Annotated in this window: 16 protein-coding genes; 3 read left to right on the top strand and 13 right to left on the bottom strand. The window is 60.6% G+C overall.

Annotated features, from left to right (window positions below):
• Window positions 1–10: 10 nt before the first annotated feature.
• A complete protein-coding gene (locus tag GRAN_RS15730; protein ID WP_128913926.1) occupies window positions 11–727 on the bottom strand; it encodes a DUF928 domain-containing protein in 717 nt (238 codons plus the stop codon).
• Between the two features lie 92 nt (window positions 728–819).
• Window positions 820–2,700 carry an adenylate/guanylate cyclase domain-containing protein gene (locus GRAN_RS15735; RefSeq protein WP_161571000.1) on the bottom strand — a complete coding sequence of 627 codons (1,881 nt, stop codon included), beginning with the start codon at window positions 2,698–2,700 and terminating at the stop codon, window positions 820–822.
• A gap of 183 nt (window positions 2,701–2,883) precedes the next feature.
• Between GRAN_RS15735 and GRAN_RS15740 the strand changes: the two genes are divergently transcribed.
• Window positions 2,884–4,485 (top strand): GlcG/HbpS family heme-binding protein, encoded by a 1,602-nt coding sequence (locus GRAN_RS15740; protein WP_128913928.1) that lies wholly within the window; start codon window positions 2,884–2,886, stop codon window positions 4,483–4,485.
• Here GRAN_RS15740 and GRAN_RS15745 read toward each other — a convergent pair.
• The 11 genes from GRAN_RS15745 to GRAN_RS15795 form a co-directional block, all read right to left on the bottom strand.
• On the bottom strand, window positions 4,482–4,877 hold the full coding sequence (locus GRAN_RS15745) for a GNAT family N-acetyltransferase (RefSeq protein WP_128913929.1): 396 nt from the start codon (window positions 4,875–4,877) through the stop codon (window positions 4,482–4,484). The genes GRAN_RS15740 and GRAN_RS15745 overlap by 4 nt on opposite strands.
• A 43-nt stretch (window positions 4,878–4,920) precedes the next feature.
• Window positions 4,921–6,072: an aminofutalosine synthase MqnE gene (gene mqnE, locus GRAN_RS15750; RefSeq protein ID WP_128913930.1), complete on the bottom strand. Its 1,152-nt coding sequence runs from the start codon at window positions 6,070–6,072 to the stop codon at window positions 4,921–4,923.
• Between the two features lie 40 nt (window positions 6,073–6,112).
• Window positions 6,113–8,053: a WD40/YVTN/BNR-like repeat-containing protein gene (locus GRAN_RS15755; protein ID WP_241654683.1), complete on the bottom strand. Its 1,941-nt coding sequence runs from the start codon at window positions 8,051–8,053 to the stop codon at window positions 6,113–6,115.
• A gap of 250 nt (window positions 8,054–8,303) precedes the next feature.
• Window positions 8,304–9,920 carry an OmpA family protein gene (locus tag GRAN_RS15760; protein ID WP_128913932.1) on the bottom strand — a complete coding sequence of 539 codons (1,617 nt, stop codon included), beginning with the start codon at window positions 9,918–9,920 and terminating at the stop codon, window positions 8,304–8,306.
• A gap of 215 nt (window positions 9,921–10,135) precedes the next feature.
• Window positions 10,136–10,753: an NADH-quinone oxidoreductase subunit B gene (locus tag GRAN_RS15765; protein WP_128913933.1), complete on the bottom strand. Its 618-nt coding sequence runs from the start codon at window positions 10,751–10,753 to the stop codon at window positions 10,136–10,138.
• 307 nt (window positions 10,754–11,060) lie between these two features.
• Window positions 11,061–12,200, bottom strand: a complete 1,140-nt coding sequence (locus tag GRAN_RS15770; RefSeq protein WP_128913934.1) for a type IV pilus twitching motility protein PilT — start codon at window positions 12,198–12,200, stop codon at window positions 11,061–11,063.
• Between the two features lie 69 nt (window positions 12,201–12,269).
• Window positions 12,270–14,921, bottom strand: a complete 2,652-nt coding sequence (glnD, locus tag GRAN_RS15775; RefSeq protein WP_241654684.1) for a [protein-PII] uridylyltransferase — start codon at window positions 14,919–14,921, stop codon at window positions 12,270–12,272.
• Window positions 14,922–14,956: 35 nt separating this feature from the next.
• Entirely contained in the window at window positions 14,957–15,295 is a 339-nt protein-coding gene (locus tag GRAN_RS15780) for a P-II family nitrogen regulator (protein ID WP_128913936.1), read from the bottom strand.
• Window positions 15,296–15,366: 71 nt separating this feature from the next.
• Window positions 15,367–16,809, bottom strand: a complete 1,443-nt coding sequence (locus GRAN_RS15785; RefSeq protein ID WP_128913937.1) for an ammonium transporter — start codon at window positions 16,807–16,809, stop codon at window positions 15,367–15,369.
• Between the two features lie 357 nt (window positions 16,810–17,166).
• Window positions 17,167–17,442 (bottom strand): hypothetical protein, encoded by a 276-nt coding sequence (locus GRAN_RS15790; protein ID WP_128913938.1) that lies wholly within the window; start codon window positions 17,440–17,442, stop codon window positions 17,167–17,169.
• 27 nt (window positions 17,443–17,469) lie between these two features.
• On the bottom strand, window positions 17,470–18,417 hold the full coding sequence (locus tag GRAN_RS15795) for an alpha/beta hydrolase (RefSeq protein WP_241654687.1): 948 nt from the start codon (window positions 18,415–18,417) through the stop codon (window positions 17,470–17,472).
• A gap of 152 nt (window positions 18,418–18,569) precedes the next feature.
• On the opposite strand from GRAN_RS15795, the gene GRAN_RS15800 reads away from it, so the two are divergent.
• Window positions 18,570–19,445 (top strand): N-acetylneuraminate synthase family protein, encoded by an 876-nt coding sequence (locus tag GRAN_RS15800; protein ID WP_128913939.1) that lies wholly within the window; start codon window positions 18,570–18,572, stop codon window positions 19,443–19,445.
• A 218-nt stretch (window positions 19,446–19,663) separates the two neighbouring features.
• On the top strand, window positions 19,664–20,203 hold the full coding sequence (locus tag GRAN_RS15805) for a KdsC family phosphatase (protein WP_128913940.1): 540 nt from the start codon (window positions 19,664–19,666) through the stop codon (window positions 20,201–20,203).
• The last annotated feature ends 4 nt before the right edge of the window (window positions 20,204–20,207 follow it).

Genomic DNA, 20,207 nt, shown 5'->3' on the forward strand with positions numbered 1-20,207 from the left:
CTCCAAAGATCTAGTGCTGCGCCTTGCTCATATCCGCATCCGCCAGCGGTTGCGTCTGCTGGAACTGGTCATACAGTTCCGCACGACCTTTGTAATACTCCCCATGACTCGGATCGCTCGCAATGAGCGAGCTATACGTCGCAACCGCGTCGTACCAAAGTCTCTTGTCCACGTACACCTTGGCATCCGCGGCGGTCATCCCCGGCTTTCCATGCAGCGCCGCGTCCACCGCTTCGCGCTCCGCACCACCCACGATCAGAATATTGGCCGAAGCGGGTCCACCAAACATATCGTTGGCTGGCGTCACCTGCCACACATAAGTCGCACCCGGCATCAATGCCGGGGCGTCCGCCGGATACATGAACGTCCCACCCATCACCTTCGTCTCGAACATCTGTCCCTGCCCGGCCGATAGCACCGACAGCCGAAACGTGTATTCTGCCGTCGCATCGTCCGCGCTCCACATGAACGTCGGCGTCAGCGTATACGCCTTGCCCATCTTCGGCGCATAGAGCGTCAATCCGCCGATTCCACGCGAAGCCCCGCCAATCTGGTTCGGTGCCTTCCCCGACTTCGGTTCGATGTCAAAGCCATCCAGCTTCGCTCGAACCCGAACCGGTTTCTGAGCACCAGGCGCCTGCGCACAAGCGGTAAACGAAGAGGAGGATAGACCGAAACTAAGACAAAACGTCAGAACACAAACCGAAGGCACTTTCAGGATCGACACGGAAATTCCTTTCACAACACAACTCAAAGCGGTTGTAAGGTTTACGTCATGCTAGCTCACGCGGATTAGTCTACGGCAAAAAAATCCCTTGTCTACAGTAACGACGCCTTGATGGTGAAAACCGGAATCGGCTGATGGAAACCTGCAACTTTCGCGTCACCAAGGCTCTCGAACCCGGTAAAATCCGCAGCCAGAATGTCATGCGTCGCTTGGCTCATCAGGATCTCGGTCTTGTACTGCTTGTTCAAACTCTCCAGCCGCGAAGCCAGGTTCACCGTCTCGCCAATCACCGAATACTCCTGCCGGTTCGCTGATCCGATACTCCCCGCCATCAACGATCCCGTGTGAATCCCCACCCCGATCCGCAACTGCGGCCTCTCCGGATACTTCGCATTCTCCTGGTTCAGCTCGTCGACTCGACGCAGCATCGCCTGTGCCGCATGCAGCCCGCGCCCCGCATCCTGCCTCACTCCATGGCTCAGCGGCAGCCCGAAGATGATCATCAGGCCATCCCCGATGAACTTGTTCAAGAAGCCGCCGTGCAGCCGGATAACCTCATCCATCGCCGTCATGTACTGGTTCAGCCACTTCAACACCTGCGCCGGAGGCTTGCCCGCGCTCAAAGCCGTAAAGCTTCGGATATCCGTAAACATGACCGTGGCAATCCGCTCCTCACCCGTCAGCGAAACCTCGTCCCTCCGATCCCAGATCGTCCCCGCCACCAGAGGATCGACGTAGCTCGAGAACAGAGTCATCAACTGCATCCTCTGTTGCCGCGCCTCCTGCGCCAACACCCGCTCCGAGAGGAACTGCACGAACAACGTAATCGGCAGCGTGATCACAAGCCCAAGCTCCTGCCCAAGGAACGGCATCCAGAACCGCACCTTGTGAAACAACACAAGCGACACCAGGCAAGGAATCGTCACAATGACTGCGGTCGCCGTCACCGCCATCTTCGTCCGCAACCAGAGAATCATGAACGAAGAAATCCAACATATAACCGCCACGAGAGTCCACCGCAGCCACTGCGGACACGGCCTCACCACCGTCCCCTCCAGCAGACTCCGGATCGCTGCCGCGTGGACCTGCGTCCCACCCATGCTCAACCGGCTCCCATCCGGCTGCGCGTACCGAAACAGCGGAGTGAAGTGCCGATCACGCGCCGCATCACTCGACTGCCCCATCAGCACCAGCTTGTCTGTGAATGCGTTCGACGGAAACCCCGGCTCGAGCACCTTCCAGGCCGGCACCGTCGATACCGGCTCCCGCCCCCACGATCCCACCAGGATCTCTTTTTCATCGGGGTTCGAGTAATAAAGCGTCTTCCCCAGGAAGCTGAACCGCTCATGGTCCACCGACTTCACCGCCTCGCCCGTGTACTGCTCCGCCAGCTTCAGCGCAAAGCCCTCCGACGGAACCGCGCCACCGTAAAACATGTTGGCCTGTCGAACGAACCCATCCACGTCCCGTGGCAGGTCGATCGCGACATACCCCAGCGCACCCGGCTGCCCTTCCTTGCAGAACCCGCTCGCAGCCCGCGTATCCTCCGGCTGGCAGAACATCGGCAACGGATCCTCGGTCGGGATATCCTCAACCCCCTCCTGCCGCGCCAGCATGAACACACTCGCCCCCGTGAGCGCGTCCTGCATCGCCTTGTCTTCCGCCTCGGTCCGCGTCTCCGAAAGCAGAATATCCATGCCCGCCACCCGCGGCCTCTGCTTCCCGACCTCGGTCACCACCCGCGCGATATAGTCCCGAGGAATCGGATACTTCTTCACCTTCGCAAACGTCTCGTCGTCGAAGTCCACAAGCACGATCTGCTGGCTCGGAGGCGTCAGACCCGCGTGCACGACCACGAAGTCGTACGTCCACATATAAAAGTCTTCAAATGGAGTCGTCTTCGAAGCTCCATACACAAGCGCCCCAGCCGCAAGCGCGATCAGGGCCGACTGCCACACATATCGAAAGATCAAACCGGATTGAGAACCTTCGAACCGTAGTACACGCATTGCTGGCCCAATGGTATAGCGAAAAGTCACCCGCTGGAGAGAAGTTGCGTTAAGCTTGGTGCGAGAGTCCAAACAGCCAAGCCAGACGTACCAGATACGAACTGTTCGCAACCGATGAGACGGACTCTGAAAGATCGAGGAGTGTCGATGTTGAGGTGGCTCTTACCCCGTACTGCACGCACGCCGAACAGCCCTGCGAGCACCATCACCAGAGCCTCCGCCCGGCTTCTGTGCGGCACCATCCTCCTCCTCACTCTCGCCTCCTGTGGCAGCAGCGTGAACACCGCAGCAGTTCCTGTCACTACGCCAAACGACGACAGCAACATCCTCACCCAGTCCGACGTCATCAACATCGTGAGCGTCGCCGCGGCGTCAGTAAACACTCCCATGGTTATCGCCGTCAGCGATCGCCGGGGCGTCATCCTCGCTGTCTATAAGAAGGCCAGCGCACCAGTCACCACGCTCGCCAACTTCAAGCTCGTCGCCCCATCCGACGAGGTCGCCGCAGCCCTCGCCCGCACCGCCGCCTTCTTCTCCAACGATCAGGCTCCCATCGGGAGCCGCACCGTCCGCTTCATCTCCGGCATCCACTTCCCCCCCGGCGTCATCAACACCGAGTCCGCCCCCCTCTACGGCATCGAAAACACCAACCGAGGCTGCGGATTCAACACCAACTACCTTCCCGGCCAGAGCTTCGCCTCCACCACGCTCCTGCACAGCACTGCCCCCGGCCTCGGCATCATCACCGGCAAAGGCGACATCTACGATTCCGATCCAAACGCAGTGAACCCCGGCGGTGTCCCCATCTTTAAGAACAACCGGGTAGCCGGAGCGATCGGCGTCGTCGCCGACCCCAGCATCCCCAATTACAACGGCGTTGTCGAGTACGCCGCCGTCGCCGGCACCGTCCTCAACGGCTTCGCCCCCGTCGTGCCCTATCCCGGGGCCGTCGTCGTCAACGGCATCACCCTGCCCTTCGTCAATCAGACCACGATACCCACCGGCTACTCACTCGGTATCTCCGACGGCAGCTACACCCTCGGACCCTTCGCCGGCTCTGGCGCCGCACCCGAGGGCGACCTCATTCAGGAACACGCCAGCTCCCTCGGCGGACTCACCCTCGCCCAGGTCAACCAGATCGTCCAGAACGCCGTCGCCACCGGCAACACCACCCGCGCCGCCATCCGTCTCCCCGTCGGAGCCCGCGCCCGCTTCGTCATCGCCGTCGCCGACCTCGACGGCAGCCTCCTAGCCCTCTACCGCATGCCCGACGCCACCATCTTTTCCGTCGACGTCGCCGTCGCCAAATCCCGCAACGTCATCTACTTCAGCGGGACCCCCAACCCCGCCGACCTTCCCGGCGTCCCCACCGGAACCGCCGTCACCAATCGCACCCTCGACTTCGCCTCCCAACCCCTCTACCCCGAGGGCATCGACTTCACCAGCCCCGGCCCCTTCTTCACCCCGCTCTTTCTCAAGGACCTCCACAATCCCTGCACCCAGGGCTCTCAGCCGAAAAACGCGAACCAGAACGGCATCGTCTTCTTCCCCGGAAGCGTACCCCTCTACCTCAACGGCAAACTCGTCGGCGGTCTGGGTGTCTCCGGAGACGGCGTCGATCAGGACGACTACGCCACGGCAGGCGGAGCCGTCGGCTTCGAAGCTCCCACCGCCATCCGCGCCGACAACTACTTCGACCAGGGCGTCCGCCTCACCTACCAGAAGTTCCCACCGAACCCCACGGACTAACCCACAACCACTCTCCGGTAAGCCAGCCCATCCATTCCCGCCCCATAAAACCCAGGAACCAGCCCCACCAGCTCGAACCCGCAACTCTCATAGAACCGAACAGCCTCAAGATTCTCCGCGAACACATGGAGTTCCCAGATCTCCGCCCCGCCTTGCTCTTCGAGCCACCGCAGCATTCGCCGCGCGATCCCCAGCCGCCGCCGATCCGGATCCACATCGAGAGTAATGAGGTAAGCCGTCCCGCCTTCGACCTCGGCAATGGCAAATCCCACCATCGCCCCGTCTATCTCGGCGACCACCGAAACCGAAAAGTCACCCTCGGCAAAGTCCCGCATCGAATGCAGACTGAAGCGGAACCGCCGGTCGAAGCACCTCTGGTCCATCAGGAACATCGGGAGCTCATCTCCCTCCTGATACGCCCGAAGCGTCACCCCATCAGACCGCAACCGTGAACGAGTCCTCGCTCCGCGTTACCGCCCGATACATCGTGTCCCGCTCCACCGGAACGCGCCCCGCCTCGGTAATCAGCCGGACCAGGTCCGCCCGCCTCATCCCCTGCGGAGTCGTGGCACCCGCATCGTGGTAGATCTTCTCTTCAACGACAGTGCCGTCGATATCGTCGGCACCGAAGCGGAGCGAGATCTGCGCCATCTTCGGCGTCACCATCTGCCAGTAGCTCTTGATGTGGCTGAAGTTATCCAGCATCAGCCGGCCAACCGCAATCTGTCGCATATCCAGCATGCCCGTCGACTTCGGAATATGCGCAAGCGCCGTATGATCCGGATGAAACGACAGCGGGATGAACGTCTGAAACCCGCCCGTCTCATCCTGAACCTCGCGCAGCTTCACCAGGTGGTCAACGCGATCCTCATCGTTCTCGACGTGCCCGTAAAGCATCGTCGCATTCGAACGAAAACCCATCTTGTGCGCCAGCCGAGCCGTCTCGAGCCACTCGCTTCCGTCAATCTTGTGGTCGCAGATGATGTGCCGAACGCGATCCGCGAAGATCTCCGCTCCGCCACCCGGCATCGAGTCCACCCCGGCAACCTTCATCCGCTCCAGCGCTTCGGGAATCGTCATCTTTCCCCGCTTCGCAAGGAACGCGACCTCGACCATCGTGAACGCCTTGATGTGAACCTTGGGAAACCGCTCCTTCAGCCCGCTCACGAGATCCATGAAGTATTCGAACGGTAGATCCGGATGAAGTCCGCCCACGATATGGAATTCGGTCACAGCCTCCGAGTACCCCGAAGCTGCGGTCTCGTAGGCCTCTTCGAGCGCCATCGTATACGTCCCGGCCTCACCCTTCTTTCGCCCGAACGCACACAACCGGCACGAAGCCACACACACATTCGTCGGATTGATATGCCGATTGACGTTGAAGTACGCCAGATCCCCATGCAGCCGTTCCCGGACAAGGTTCGCCAGCCAGCCGACCGCCAGAATGTCTCCGCTCCGGTACAGCGCCACCCCATCATCGAAGCTCAGCCGCTCGCCCGCCTGCACCTTCTCAGCAATCGGAAGGAGTGCACTGTCATCAGTCTGGAAAGAATGCCGGGGGCGCGAGGAAGCGGACGTATAGCTCATATACCCTAAATTCTAGTCCTCTTCCTCACCCCAGCCAACATCAACGCGCCGCTGACTCAACCATCCGTGGCTGAATCACCACCCCGTCATAAAGCGTAGCTCCTAGCAGATGATCCCCGACGGGGCGCACGAACCGCAGCGTCCATCCCGTATCCCAGAAGCTCACCTTCCGGTCAGACACCTTGACGGCGAACGCAATCGTCGCCTCGCCATTAGCTGTCACCAGCACCTGATCCGCCTGCCTGTCGTAGTACAGGCTATCAACGTCGCGGACGTAAAGGTTCCTCAGCGTCTGCCAGCTCGATCCCTTGTCGCTCGAGAGATAAACTCCCTCTCGGCCGCCAACCCAGATCTCACCCCGCCCATCGACCGCAAGCGCACTCACCTGCGTGACGGCCGACGGAGTTGTCACCTGCGTCCATGTCTCCCCGCCATCAGTCGACAACATGATCCGCGCGAGCCCTGCAGCCACGATTGTCTGCTTCTCCGCCGCAACGAACCGCAACTCATCCTTACCCAGCGCCGGAACCGTCATCCATGTCCGCCCCGAGTCCACGCTCAGGAGCATTCCCGAGGATGTCCCGGCAAACATCTTGTCCCCAACCGTTGCAATGCCGTAGACACGCCCATCCAGCTCATCCGGAGAGTATGTCGGCTTCGCGATAACTTTCCGAACAGTAGGCTTCGCGGGAGTAGCACCCTTGCGCACACCCTTCTTCGCAACCACCTTCACCGGAACTTCCACTTCAATCGGCGTCTCCTTCACCGAAGCCTTCGTCCAGGCTCCAGCCTGGTAGAACAGCCCATGCCCCGTGCCCGCGACGATCGTGCCATCTGCCGCCTGCCCAAGGCCGAACACATCTCGTCCACCCAGCCCATCGCTCCGCTGCGCCCAGGAAAGCCCGCCATCCTGGCTCATGAAAACCCCACCCCACTCCTTGTCGTTCACGACGCCCGCGTAGAGAACCCCGGACTTTTGCCCATCTTCCTGGAATGCAGTAATCTGCCGGGCGGAGAAGCCGGTATTCGATGCCGCAAAGCTGTTCCCGCCATCCTCGCTGATCAGAACCCCGCCCCGGTCCGTCGCAAGCATCACGTGCTTCGTGTCCGTCGGATCAACGAACACATCATTGATGATGACCTCAGGCCCGGTTGTCCGGATCCATGTCTTGCCCGAATCCATCGTCCGAAACAACCCCTCCGTCGTCCCAGCGAACACCGTGTCAAGATGCCCCGGGTCCTGCATCAACACACGCGTCCTCCGCGCCGTCGAAGGAATTCCCTGAACCTTGTGGAACATCTCTCCACCGTTATCGCTCTTGTAGATTCCCGAGCAAGCGCTGGCAAACATCGTCTTCGGCGTCTTTGGATCGACGATGATCGAGAATACATCCGAGTCCTCGATAATCCCCTGCTTCATGTTCGTCCAATTCGCCCCACCGTCGAGTGACCTCCAGGGCAGATGCCACGTCCCGATATAGATCACGTCCGGGTTCACCGGATCGATCGCGACCGACTCCACCTCGTGGATCTCCCTGTTCTCCGGAGGGCTGATCAGGTCCCAGTGCTGCCCGGAATCCTTCGTCCGAAAAACGCCTTTCAACGTCCCAGCGATCACCAGCTTCGGGTTCGAAGGCGCAGCTGTCAGCGAACGAATCGACTGCCCTTTCATCTGCTCCTGCTCGGCCCAATGAGCTCCACCATCCTGGCTCTGAAACAGTCCCCCGCCATCCTGTCCAAGCACCCACGCGCCCACCATCACATGCTTCGGATTCGAGGCATCCACAACGATGTTGTCGAGAACGAGATCATCACGCATCCCTACCCGAGCCAGCCGCCTCCATCTCTTACCCGAGTCGAACGACTCATACACCCAGCCATTCACTGCACCGAGATAGAGATGAGCATGGTTGCTCGGATCCATCGCAAATGCACGCGCATCGCCTCCATCCGGACCATAAGGAAGCCAATTCACAGCCATCGCCGGAATCGTGAAAAGGAGAGAAAGAAGGCAGGAAAGGCTAACGGAGCGACGCAGAGAAAAAGTTGACATTGTTTCCAGTCTGACACCAGGACTCATCATCGTTACTCACACGTCACTACTTGGTAACGCAGAGTGTTCAGGGTTTCACTGGCTTGGCGATGAAGCCGTTTCGTATTGCGTGTGGCAGTCAGCACAAAGGCTGACTGGAAACATCCCAGTCAGCCTCTGTACCGTTACAGGGTGCGTACTACTTCTTGTGGTGCTTCTTCTTCTTTGGTTCCGGTGCGGTTACCGCCGACTCGTCAACCGCGGTGGTTCCGGTCGAATCCATCGTGGCGCCCGTCGGGATCAACGTGGTGGCAACCGACTTGGCATCCTGCGTTCCGGTGTAGACCGAGATGCGGCTTCCATCGACGCCCTTCTCCTTCACCAGGTAAGCCTTCGTGTTGACAGCGCGCTCAGCAGCCTTCTTCGGAGCCATCTTCTCGGTGCTGGCTGCGTTGCCCACGAGAGCGAGCTTCGCATCCGGCGTGCGCTGCAGGTTGAGTGCGACGTCATCGAGGCAGGCCTTCGCTTCGTTGTCGACGCGGGTAGGACGCTTTGCATCGCGATCGAAGCTGACCGAGCAGAGGCTGGTCGTCTTCGGAGCCGGAGGCGCAGGAGGAGCAGCGACGGTGACGGTGGTCATCTGCGAGGCAGTCTGGCCCTTATCGTCAACAACGTTGCAGGTTACAGTGATCGTGCCAGGAGCCACACCGGTCGTCGACAGGGTCGCCGTCGAGGTGCTTCCACTTACCGAACCAGCCGTCGAGCTGTAGCTGTAGGTCAGAGGACGGTTCTGCGGGCTGACGCCGCTTGCGGTGATCGTGGACGAATCGCCCGGGTTCACCGTGGACGGGTTAGCCGAGCAGCCGATGGTCGGCGGCTCGAAGGCCTTGACCGTGAACTGCGCAGAGCAGTCTGCCATCTGGCCAGGCTTGTTGCCTTCCGTGACATGACCCTTCACAGTGAACGTTCCAGCAGAGAGAGTCTTGGTGTCGATATTGGCAACGTTCGAAGTGCCGGTGATCGTGCCGCCATCTGAAGTCCAGGTGTAGGTTGCGGTCTTCTTCGGATCCAGGTTCGACGCTGTTCCAGTCGCCGTGACAGGGTCACCCGGGAAGATCGTCGTCGGAGCAACGACGCAGGCGTAGGTAACAGGAGGAGGAGGAATGATGTGGCCGAAGTGCGTCACGATACCCGTGCTGAGATCCACACCGCTCAGGTTCGCGCGACCGCCGGTGACGCCGAAGCTCGCGGGACCGAAGTCGACGTGAACATAGCGGTAGTCAGCCTCGAACAAGCGAAGCGAGAAGCGGTTGTTGAAGAACGGAAGATCGTAGTCCATGCCACCACCGACCGTGAGGGTCGGGCCCCAGGTGTAGGGGTTGTGATAATTCGGAGTCGCGGTGCTGCTGTTCGGACCAACCAGCTTCGCACCGCCGGCCAGGCCGTGAGCGAAGAGCGTGAAGTTCTGCATCGGAGCGCGGAAGATCGGACCGGCCGAAGCGGAGTACAGGCCATCGTTGTTACCGTCCGGGTGTGCCACAAAATTGATCTCGCCGCCGACGTACTTGCTGAAGTAGTACGCGCCGCTCCCAATGGCTCCCTCGTCGATCGACGAGTACTGGATGCCGACAGGCTTATCCTGCCCGTGGGCGCCAAAATAGGAATAGCCCGTGAAAACGTCAATGCGCGACGGGTTGGGCCCAAGGGGGGCTGTGGTGCTGGGTGCAGTCTGTGCACCCAGGCTTGCGACCCCAAGACTGACTGCACATGCAGCCAGTGCGAACCGGCCAAGACTGCGAAACGGGCGATAAACCATTCGACTTCCTCCGCGGAAAATTCAAGCTTGGTGAAACTTCGGATATAGGTGAATCCGGGTTACTTTTATCTGGACTAACGAAGTTTACCGCAGTTGCCGAACGTGTCGAGAACAAAATCACTGCGGTGCCGATTTGAGAGAAATCTAACAGCAATCCTGAACAATCTCTGAGAGAATCGCCGCCGAACCTGTGAAGTAACCAAACCCTGTCTGCCCTAAGACAGGTTCAACGTCTTACGCATCGTTCCGCGCTCCTGCTGAATCTTCTCCTGCAAAAGAGTAATCGCGTATAAAAGCTGCTCTGGCCGTGGAGGGCATCCCGGAACATAGATGTCCACCGGAATGATTTGGTTGACACCCTGCAGCAACGCATAGTTATTGAAGACGCCGCCCGATGTAGCGCAAGCACCCATTGAGATCACCCACTTGGGCTCTGGCATCTGCTCATAAAGCCTGCGAATCACCGGCGCCATCTTCTGCGACACCCGCCCGGCGATAATCATCAGGTCACTCTGCCGTGGAGAGGGTCGAAACACCTCGGCGCCAAAACGGGCAATGTCGTACCGCGATCCGCCCATGGACATCATCTCGATGGCGCAGCAGGCCAGGCCAAAGGTCATCGGCCAGATCGAGTTCTTGCGTACCCAGTTGATCGCCGCATCCATCGACGCCAGTACGATCCCCTCCGGCTGCTCATACCCCCAACTCACCTCGCGCAGCTTCTCATTGTTCTTGCCGGAGCTGTCGAGCGATCCGAAAAAATAACGGTCGTCTCTCTGGGGCGTCGCGGTCGGGCGCCCATTGCTTGTCGTCTGGTTTGGGTCGGAGCTCATAAAGTCAGTATACGGTCGCACCGGAAACACATTTTGTAAAGACGCCGGATATTGCGATGGATGCACCGTTAGTTCAAGGAGTTGGCTATCGTGTCTGGCACGCGACAGAATCAACGGTCGAAACGCCAGCCAGGAACAAACGCAGTGGCAATCCAGCACGAACCGGAGGCGCATTCCCCTCGCGTACGCTCCACCGGTCGTCCACTTGCTCCACTGGGTGCGTTGTTGTCGTCGAAGTCATTACCTTGGCATGGACGCACAGGCAGGCTTTGCCTCAATCGCGAGTCGACATCGCCTTCCCCAAGCCCTACGCACGGGCCAGGTAGGACCGCAGTTCCTCGGCGTGATAGCTATGCGCCATCGCCGTATCCCTCGAGATTCTACGGGCATGTACAAGATCGGCAAGCGACTGATCCATCGTCATCATGCCCTCCCGTTTACCCGTCGAGATCTCCGAACGCAACAGGTGGTCCTGCCCGGTCCGGATCAGGTTCCTCACCGCCATTGTCGCGACCATCACCTCCACCGCCGGATACACCCCCGCGTGATCCATCGCCGAAACAAGCTGCTGCGCCACCACCGCAAGCAGCGCCAGCGAAAGCTGCTGCCGGATCTGCGATTGCCGATTCGAAGGAAAGCTGTCTACCAGCCGGGACATCGTCTGCGCCGCATCGTTCGTATGCAGCGACGAGAGCACCAGGTGCCCCGTCTCGGCAGCCGTCAGCGCAGCCGCCATGGTCTCCTGGTCGCGCATCTCTCCAACCAGGATCACATCCGGGTTCTGTCGCAGCACAGCCCGCACCGCATGGGCAAAGCTCGGCGTATCATGGCCCACCTCGATCTGTTCCACAATCGAGTACCGATTCGGATGCTGGTACTCGACAGGATCTTCAATCGTGATGATGTGATCCCGCCGCTTCGAGTTGATCAGGTCGACGAACGCCGCCATCGTCGACGTCTTCCCGGATCCCGTCGGCCCGGTCAGCAACACAAGCCCCTGCCGCCTCTCCATCAGCCGCGCCAGAACCGGGGGCAGATGCAGCGACTCAATCGTAGGCACCTGCGAGGGCAGCAACCGTATGCTCGCCGCAAGCGTCCCCCGCTGATAGTGAAGGTTGGCGCGGAACCTCCCGATCGATCCATGCGCGAAGCAGAAGTCCAACGATCGGTTGCTCTCCAACTCCTTCGACTGATCGCTCGTCAGCAGCGGCTGAAGCGCCTTGCGCAGATCGTCCGAAGACATCGGCCTTCCAATCCCAGCCGTGAGCGATCCGTTGATCCGAAACGTAACCGCTGACCCGGCGATCAGGATGATATCCGTCGCTCGTTGCTCCACCGCGGCAGCCAGAAGCGCATCAAGTGAGGAGCTCCGTTCCCTCTTCGCAACCGCGGTTGACGAGTTCAGCTCATAGACCAGCTCCGACAGGTCGTTCTCATAGGCTGCCATGCAGTCTCCAGTTCGTATCAAGCATAAGACTCCCCTGCCGCCGGATCGTGTGCGGCAGGCAAGCCCTACCTAGCGCGCATTCTCCTCCATCGCCGCCAGCAGGTCCGTCCCAAGCTTCTTCTGCTCCGCCCGATCGAGCTTCGCGCCATCCTTCGTCAGGTAGAAAACGTCAATTGCCATCTCTCCTTCGGTATCCACCAGCGCAACCTCGACATTGCATCCATGGCCAGCCAGGGTGAGACTCAACGCCCGCAACAACCCCGGCGTATCCTGTGCGACGACCTGCAGCAGCGTGCTCTGCGATGACGCATTCGCATCGAAATCAACCCGCGCACTCACTACCACCTTAGGAGCCTTGCGCCGTCCCCTGCGCCTCGCCGCCAGCAGCTTCTCCACCGACTGCTCTCCCGTCAGCACCGCATGCACGCTTGCCACAAACGTTCCCCGCTCTGACTCATTCATCTCGAGCGTCTTGAACCCATCCGTAAAGCGAAAGCTGTCGACCACCACACCCTGCTTGTTCGAGAACGCATCCGCCGTCACGATGTTCATCCCCCAGGCCGCCAGCACCCCCGCCATGGTCGCGAACAGCAACTCCCGGTCCCGCGTCACTAGCGTAATCTCGCTGGCCTCAGCCGCATACCGGAAGTCCAACTGCACCGGATCCAACCCGAACCGCGTCGACATCTCGAACTGCGTCCGAATCTGTTCCGGCGTCCTCGTCCTCAGATATCGCTCCGGGAACCCCTCAAGGTAAGCCTCGACCTCACCGCGCCGCCCAGGCGCAAACGCCACCACGCGATGAACAAGCTCGTTTCCTCCGCCGGTACTTACCCTGTCCTCATCCACACTGCGGTCAAGGTAGTTGGCCGTGGCAATGTACAAGCGCCAGAGGTTCTCCGCCTTCCACGGAGTCAATGCATCCGGATGCACCGCGTTGATGTCCGCATACGTAAACAGCGTCAACATACGCAAAGCCTCCGGCGTCCCCACCTTCGCCGCAAATGCCCTTACCGTCTCCGCATCGAAGATATCCCGCCTCAGCGCAGCCGACATCTCCAGGTGATGCCGGATCAGCCCAGCCACCAGCTCCGTCTCATGAACATCGACCTCCAGCCGCGCAAGCACGCTCCTTGCCATGCGCTCGCTCTCCACTGCATGCACCTCCGCGCTCCGGCCCTTGCCCGTGTCGTGCATCAGCGCCGCAAGATAAAGCAACTCCGGATGTGGCAAATCCTTTAGGATCTGCGCGAACTTCGCCGCCCACTCCCCCGTCTGCTTGCCCAGGTTATGCAGCGTATCGATCACCACGAACGTATGCTCATCGACCGTATACCGGTGATACGCATCCCGCACCACCAGCGCATCGATCCCATGGAACTCCGGAATCAGCAGTTCCAGCAAACCCAGCGCATGCATCGCCCTGAGCGCATCCCCGGCGAACGCACCCGTCAGAACCTCCCGCAACAAATGCCAGAGCGCTGGCCCCTCTTCAAGTTGCGACGACATCGCCGGAAGCGCATTTGAAAGCCGGTCCTCCGTCTCCCGCGTCAGCACAAACCCGAACCGCGCCATCTCGGCAAACAGCCGAAGCACCACGTGCGGTTCCCCAGCCGGGTCCCCGTTCGGCCCCATCGGATCATCCAGGATCGCCCGCCCGTTCTCAACCTGGAACCCCTCAACCTCCGGCTCAACCGCCTTACGCAGCCGAGGCAGACGAAGCCCCTTCGGCGCCGGCACCTCGCTCAACGCCTGCAGAGCCCGCCGGTTCACAATCCGCGCATGCCGAAAGTAGATCCGCATCCAGTACGAAGCATCTCCCGTCACCGCCGGGCGCCACCCACTCCCCACTCCAATTCCAACCCCACGCCCCGCCGCCTCATCCTGCGCCTGCCAGTCGAGCGTATTGTCATCCCGCTCCCGTCGGTAGTGCAGAAAGCAACGCACCGTCGCCAGGAATGCAAATGCCTCCTGAAACTCCTCATCCGCCTCCGCAACCTGCGTCTTCCCAACCGCCGCCTGCAGCCGCGCCATCCACCCGCACACGTGCACATCCCGCAGCCCACCGGGACAGTCCTTGATATTTGGCTCCAGGTGAAACAGCGTCCCGCCATACTTCGCATAGCGAGCCCGCACCAGCTCCGCCACCTTCGCCATCATGACCCGGCCGTCTTTCGAAGCATGCTTCGCCGCGAGCGCCGTCTTCAGCCTCCCAAACAGCCCCGCATCCCCGCAAATAATCCGCGCGTCCATCAGCGCCAGCGCCGACTCCACGTTCTCCGGATCCAGCCGCTCGCACTCCGCCAGCCCACGCGTCACCGGAGCCGCCCGCGCTCCCGTATCCCAAAGCCTCTGGCTCACCCGCCGGATCGCATCCTTCGCATCCCGCTCCGCCAGCTTCCCATCCAGAAGAAACAGCAGGTCTACATCGGAAGACGGAAACAACTCCCGCCGCCCATACCCACCCACGGCAACCACCGAAACCTGTTTCGCCAGTCGGGCATCCAACGCCGTTTCGATCTCCCAGAAACTGGCAATCAGCGCATCCATTGCGTCCGAGCGAGCCGCAATCGCAGCCGCGCCCGCGCCGAGCGTTCCCGCCGAAGCCTCGAAGCCCCCACGAATCCTAAGCAGTCCGCGCTGATACTCGCCGCGCGCAGAATCTCCCCGATCCCCGCTGCCTTCGCCTTCCGCCGGTGCTTTCGTCAGCTCTTTACCCACCTGATCGCTCCCTCTAAGGGACGCCCAAAGCGATCCTATAGCGCAATCTCCCCACGCTCGTCGTTACGAATCCGGATCGCTTCATCGATCTTCGACACGAAGATCTTGCCATCTCCAATCGTCCCCGTACGCGCCGCCGTCATGATCGCCTGGATCGTCTTCTCGACCATCTCATCCCGCGTCACAATCTCGATCTTCACCTTCGGCAGAAGGTCGACCGAATACTCCCGGCCCCGGTAGAACTCTGTATGTCCCTTCTGCCGTCCATGCCCTCGCGCCTCGAGGATCGTGATCCCTTCGATCCCGATCTCGACCAGCGCATCCTTCACCGCATCCAGCTTCGAGGGCTGAATAATCGCTTCAATCTTCTGCATCCCGCCAACCTTTCGCCATCTACTCCCTACACCCTATTCCCTGCTCCCTGTCTCTAGTGAGCCCAGTGTCTCTAGTGAGCCCAGTCGTAACCCTCTTCTCCATGCTGAGACAAGTCAAGTCCGATCCGCTCGGATTCTTCATCTACACGCAGCCCAATCGTCTTATCGACCAGGAAGAGAATGATCAACGTCCCGATAATCGAGATCGTCCACGCAATCGCAACGCCCGTAAGCTGGTTCAGCAACTGGTGCGCATTCCCTTCGAGCAGCCCGGTCGCGTTGCCCGCTCCAAAGATCGGGTTGATCGCACTGTTCGCAAACACACCCGTAAGAATCGCCCCAAGCGTCCCGCCCGCGCCATGCACACCGAACGCGTCGAGCGAGTCATCATACCCGAACGTAGCCTTCACCTTCACGACCATGAAGTAGCAGAACACCCCCACGATCAGTCCAAGCCAGAGCGCGCTCATCGGCGACACGAACCCAGCCGCCGGCGTAATTCCCACCAGCCCAGCCACCGCTCCCGAAATAGCACCCAGCGCCGACACCTTACCCTGCCGCAGCCACTCCGCCGCGCTCCAGCCAATCGCCGCCGCCGCCGCGCCAAAATGCGTCGCCACGAATGCCGAAGTAGCCAGCGTACCGGCCGCCAGCGCACTGCCAGCATTGAATCCAAACCAGCCTACCCAGAGCAGGCAAGCCCCGATAAAGCTCAACACCACCGAGTGCGGAGGCATCGGAACCTTCGGATACCCAAGCCGCTTGCCCAGGTAGAGCGCCGTCACCAGCGCCGAAACTCCCGAAGTCACATGCACCACCGTCCCACCCGCAAAATCAAGGCACGGGAACCGTCCACCCAGCGAAGCGTTCAACAGTCCACCCTTACCCCAAACCATGTGCGCCATCGGGCTATACACAAACAGCGCCCACAGCACCATGAAGATGAGCATCGCCGAAAACTTCATCCTCTCCGCAAACGCGCCCGTAATCAGCGCCGGAGTAATGATCGCAAACATCAGTTGATACACCATGAACGTCTGCAGCGGAATCGTCGCCGCATACTTGATATCCGGAGCCAGCCCAACCCCACGCAGAAACACGTTATGCAGCCCACCGATAAACGCATTCCCCTCGCCGAACGCAAGCGAGTAGCTCACTAGCGCCCAAAGCACCGTGATCACCGCCATCATCGCGAACGTCTGCATCATCGTCCCGAGGATGTTCTTCTTCCGCACCAGACCGCCGTAGAACAGCGCCAGACCCGGCCCGCTCATCATCAACACAAGCGCCGCCGAAACGAGCATCCAGCCATTGTCGCCCGCGGTCTGCGCGGCAGCAATCGCGGCAACATTATCCGCGTTCTGCTTCTCAAGCGCAGCAATGCGGTCCGCCTGCGACCCCGCGCTCGCCGGAGCCGTCACAGGGGCTGTCTGCGCAAGCGCCTGCCTCCCACCCGGAACACCAAACATGGAAACGAAAAGAAGCAGGACTACTCGAACAGCTGAAAAACGCATAGCGCAATCACCCTCAATTTTCGGCAACGTTCTGCAAACGATACGGTTATTCCCACCCGTGCATGGAGCGGTTGCGGCTTCGACCAGCGACTCCGGGCAGCGGCTGGCCCGGCTCAAAATTCAGTCTCGATGCGCTTACTCTACACAAGCGCCGCCCCCCACACAAAGCGGGAAATTCACAGTCGCCTCACGCCCCGCTCAACATTGCCGCCAATCTACGTCACTCATCCCGTAGTCGCAGCGGTTGTCTGATGTCCGTCTGTCGGTCGTCCTTGCCGTTGCTTTTCTGGTTGTCATTCCCGAAGGGAATCTGCGTCTGCCGTTTCCGTCGCTCGTTATGCCCAGCGGAACAAGTTATCACCGCCCCAGCAACTCCCCCACGATCCCTTCCCACTCCTCCCGCAACCCACCCGTCGCCGTCGGCCGTCTCGCCTGCCGATACCAATACCCCGCATTCCCGATATCGCCTTCCCGTCGATGCAGGTAAGCATGCACCCAAGCCCCATCCGGCCCATCCACATCCTGCGCGATCATATGCGCCTTCTCCCAATCACCCTTCCCATCCCACCAAAGCGCAAGCAGCAGCCCGCTCAACCCATCCGGCCCCGCCTCCTGAAACTCCTCAATCGTCATAGCCCTCTACTCCCTATTCCCCAATCCCTACTCACTGCCCTTACCCATATACCCACGCGCCCTCATCCACGTCGCCAGCAAATCCGGCCAGACCTTCAAATCCGGATACCCCTGAGCCAGCCCCGTCCCGTGCGGACCGTTCTGAAAGATATGCATCTCCGCCGGAACCCCCGCCTTCACCAGCGCGGTGTAAAACATCACGCTGTTCAGAACCGGCACCGTCTTGTCATCCGTCGTCGAATAAAGAAACGAGGGCGGCGTATCCCTCGTCACCTGTTGATCGGCCGAAAGCTCCGCCACCAGCGCCGGATCTGGATGCTCCCCCAATAGATACTTCCTCGATCCCGTGTGCCCGTAGGGATCTTCAAACGTAATCACCGGATAACTCAATACCAGGAAGTCGGGCCGGCTACTCTGCCGTTCAATCGGATCCGGATCTCCCGCCTTCCCCGCGTCAAACTTCGTACCAGCGGTAGCCGCCAAATGCCCACCCGCCGAGAATCCCCACATCCCAAGATGATCCGAGCTAATTCCGTACTCCGAAGCTCGCGCTCTCACGGTCCGGATCGCCCTCTGCGCGTCCCCAATCTCGATCGGATGGTGGTAAGTCGGCCCCAGCCGGTACACCAGCACAAACGCCGCCACCCCACGCGCATTCAACCACAGCGCGACGTCCTCCCCTTCCTTCTTCATCGAGAGGTGCTGATACCCGCCGCCCGGCGCAACGATCACCCCGGTCTTCGTCGCGTTCTCCCCCTTCGGCAGATACACATACAGCAGCGGCCGATCGATCGCCTCATTGCCAACCGCGCCCGGAGCCCCGTTCCCGCCGCGCGGCTTATCCGGCCACAGCAGCATCTTCTTCCCACCCGTCAGCACGTCCACCACGTACGGCGCAGCCGGAGTCTGCCCCGGAACACTTACCGCCGGCAACCCCGCGGTCAAACCAAGAACCATCCCCAACCAGAACTTCATCGAGCCTCCAGGACCATGCAAATTCCCGTCCGCAACATATTAAGCCTTCTCAAGTAAGATGGACGGGCTTGGAAGATTCTGAAACAATCCACCTGTTCGTTCCGGACCCCAGGGTCCGCGTCATCCCCAACTAACGATCCCTCGGAGTCACCATGAGCACTGTGAAGATTGGCAACAAATCGGTAGGTCCCGGCCATCCCTGCTACATCATCGCGGAGATCGGTATCAACCACAACGGTGACGTCGATCTCGCCAAGCGCCTCATCAGCGTGGCCGTCGCCGCCGGGTGCGATGCCGTCAAGTTCCAGAAGCGCACCGTTGATGTCGTCTACACCGCAAAGGAGCTCGCGACGCCCCGTGAGAACCCGTTCGGCACCACGAACGGCGACCTGAAATACGGTCTCGAATTCGAAGCCGAGGATTACGAAGAGATCGCAGCCTTCTGCAAGTCCGTCAAGATTCCCTGGTTCGTCTCCCCCTGGGATGAAGGTGCCGTCGACTTCATGGAGCGGTTCGACACCCCCGTCTACAAGATCGCGTCCGCCTCCCTTACCGACGACAATCTCCTCCGTCATCTCCGCAAGACCGGCAAGCCCATCATCGCCTCTACCGGCATGAGCACCTACGAGGAGATCGACCACGCCGTCGGTGTCCTCGGCAAGGAAGACCTCATCCTCATGCACACCACGAGCACCTACCCGGCCAAGTACGAGCAGCTTAATCTCCGTGCCATCCCCACCATGGCCGACCGCTACGGCGTCCCCGTCGGCTACTCCGGACACGAAACCGGCATCCCTACCTCCGTCGCGGCCTCCGTCCTCGGAGCCTGCTGCGTCGAGCGCCACATCACCATGGACCGCGCCATGTGGGGCTCGGACCAGTCCGCATCCCTCGAGCCCAACGGCATCAGCCGCCTCGTCCGCGACATCCGCCTCTGCGAGCAGTCCATGGGAGACGGCATCAAGCGCGTCTACGACGAGGAAGTCCCAGTCATGAAGAAGCTCCGCCGCGTAGGCGCAGCCGTCTAACGCCCCTCTTCGTGCGCTCCTCTCACTGATCATCCTGAGCGGAGCGCAGAGGAGTTCAGGGACCTGCCGTTGCCGTTGCATTTGCTCCTCTGGTTGTCATTCCCGAAGGGAATCTGCGTTTGCCGTTGCCGTTGTATTTGCCATTTCCCGTTCTTACCCGTCTTTCCAACCGAAGCGTATCCGCTCGTTCCACCTGTCTCTGCCCCTCAAGCAACCCCATGCATTTCGACCTGAAAATCCTCCAGACCATCCAGGCCATCGCCCTCGATGTTGACGGCGTTCTCACGGACGGGACCCTCACCTGGTCCCAGTCTGGCGAAGAGTCGAAGACGTTTTCCTTCACTGACATCATGGGCCTCTCCCTCGCCCGCCGTCTCGGCCTCACCATGGCCCTTATCTCCGGCGAGAACTCTCCCCTTGTCGATCGCTACGCCAAAAAGCTCCATATTCCCTTCGTCGTCAAGGGCACCCGCGACAAGGCCACCGCCCTGGGCGACTTCGCCGCGCAATTTAAAATCCCCTTCCACAACATCGCCTTCTTCGGCGACGATCTCAACGACCTCCCTGCCATGCAGATCGCCGGCCTGCCCTGCTGCCCCTCGAACGCTGCCTCTGACGTCATCGCCTACGTTCAGAAGCGCGGCTTCGTCGCCGGACGCCCTGGAGGCAGCGGCGCCGTGCGCGATCTCGTCGATCTCATCCTCAAAGAGCGCGATCTTGACGGCCTGGAAGTCTTCCACCGCAAGCCGCCCGAGTAGCAAC

Origin of the sequence: Granulicella sibirica (assembly GCF_004115155.1) — a bacterium.
Classification (GTDB): domain Bacteria; phylum Acidobacteriota; class Terriglobia; order Terriglobales; family Acidobacteriaceae; genus Edaphobacter; species Edaphobacter sibiricus.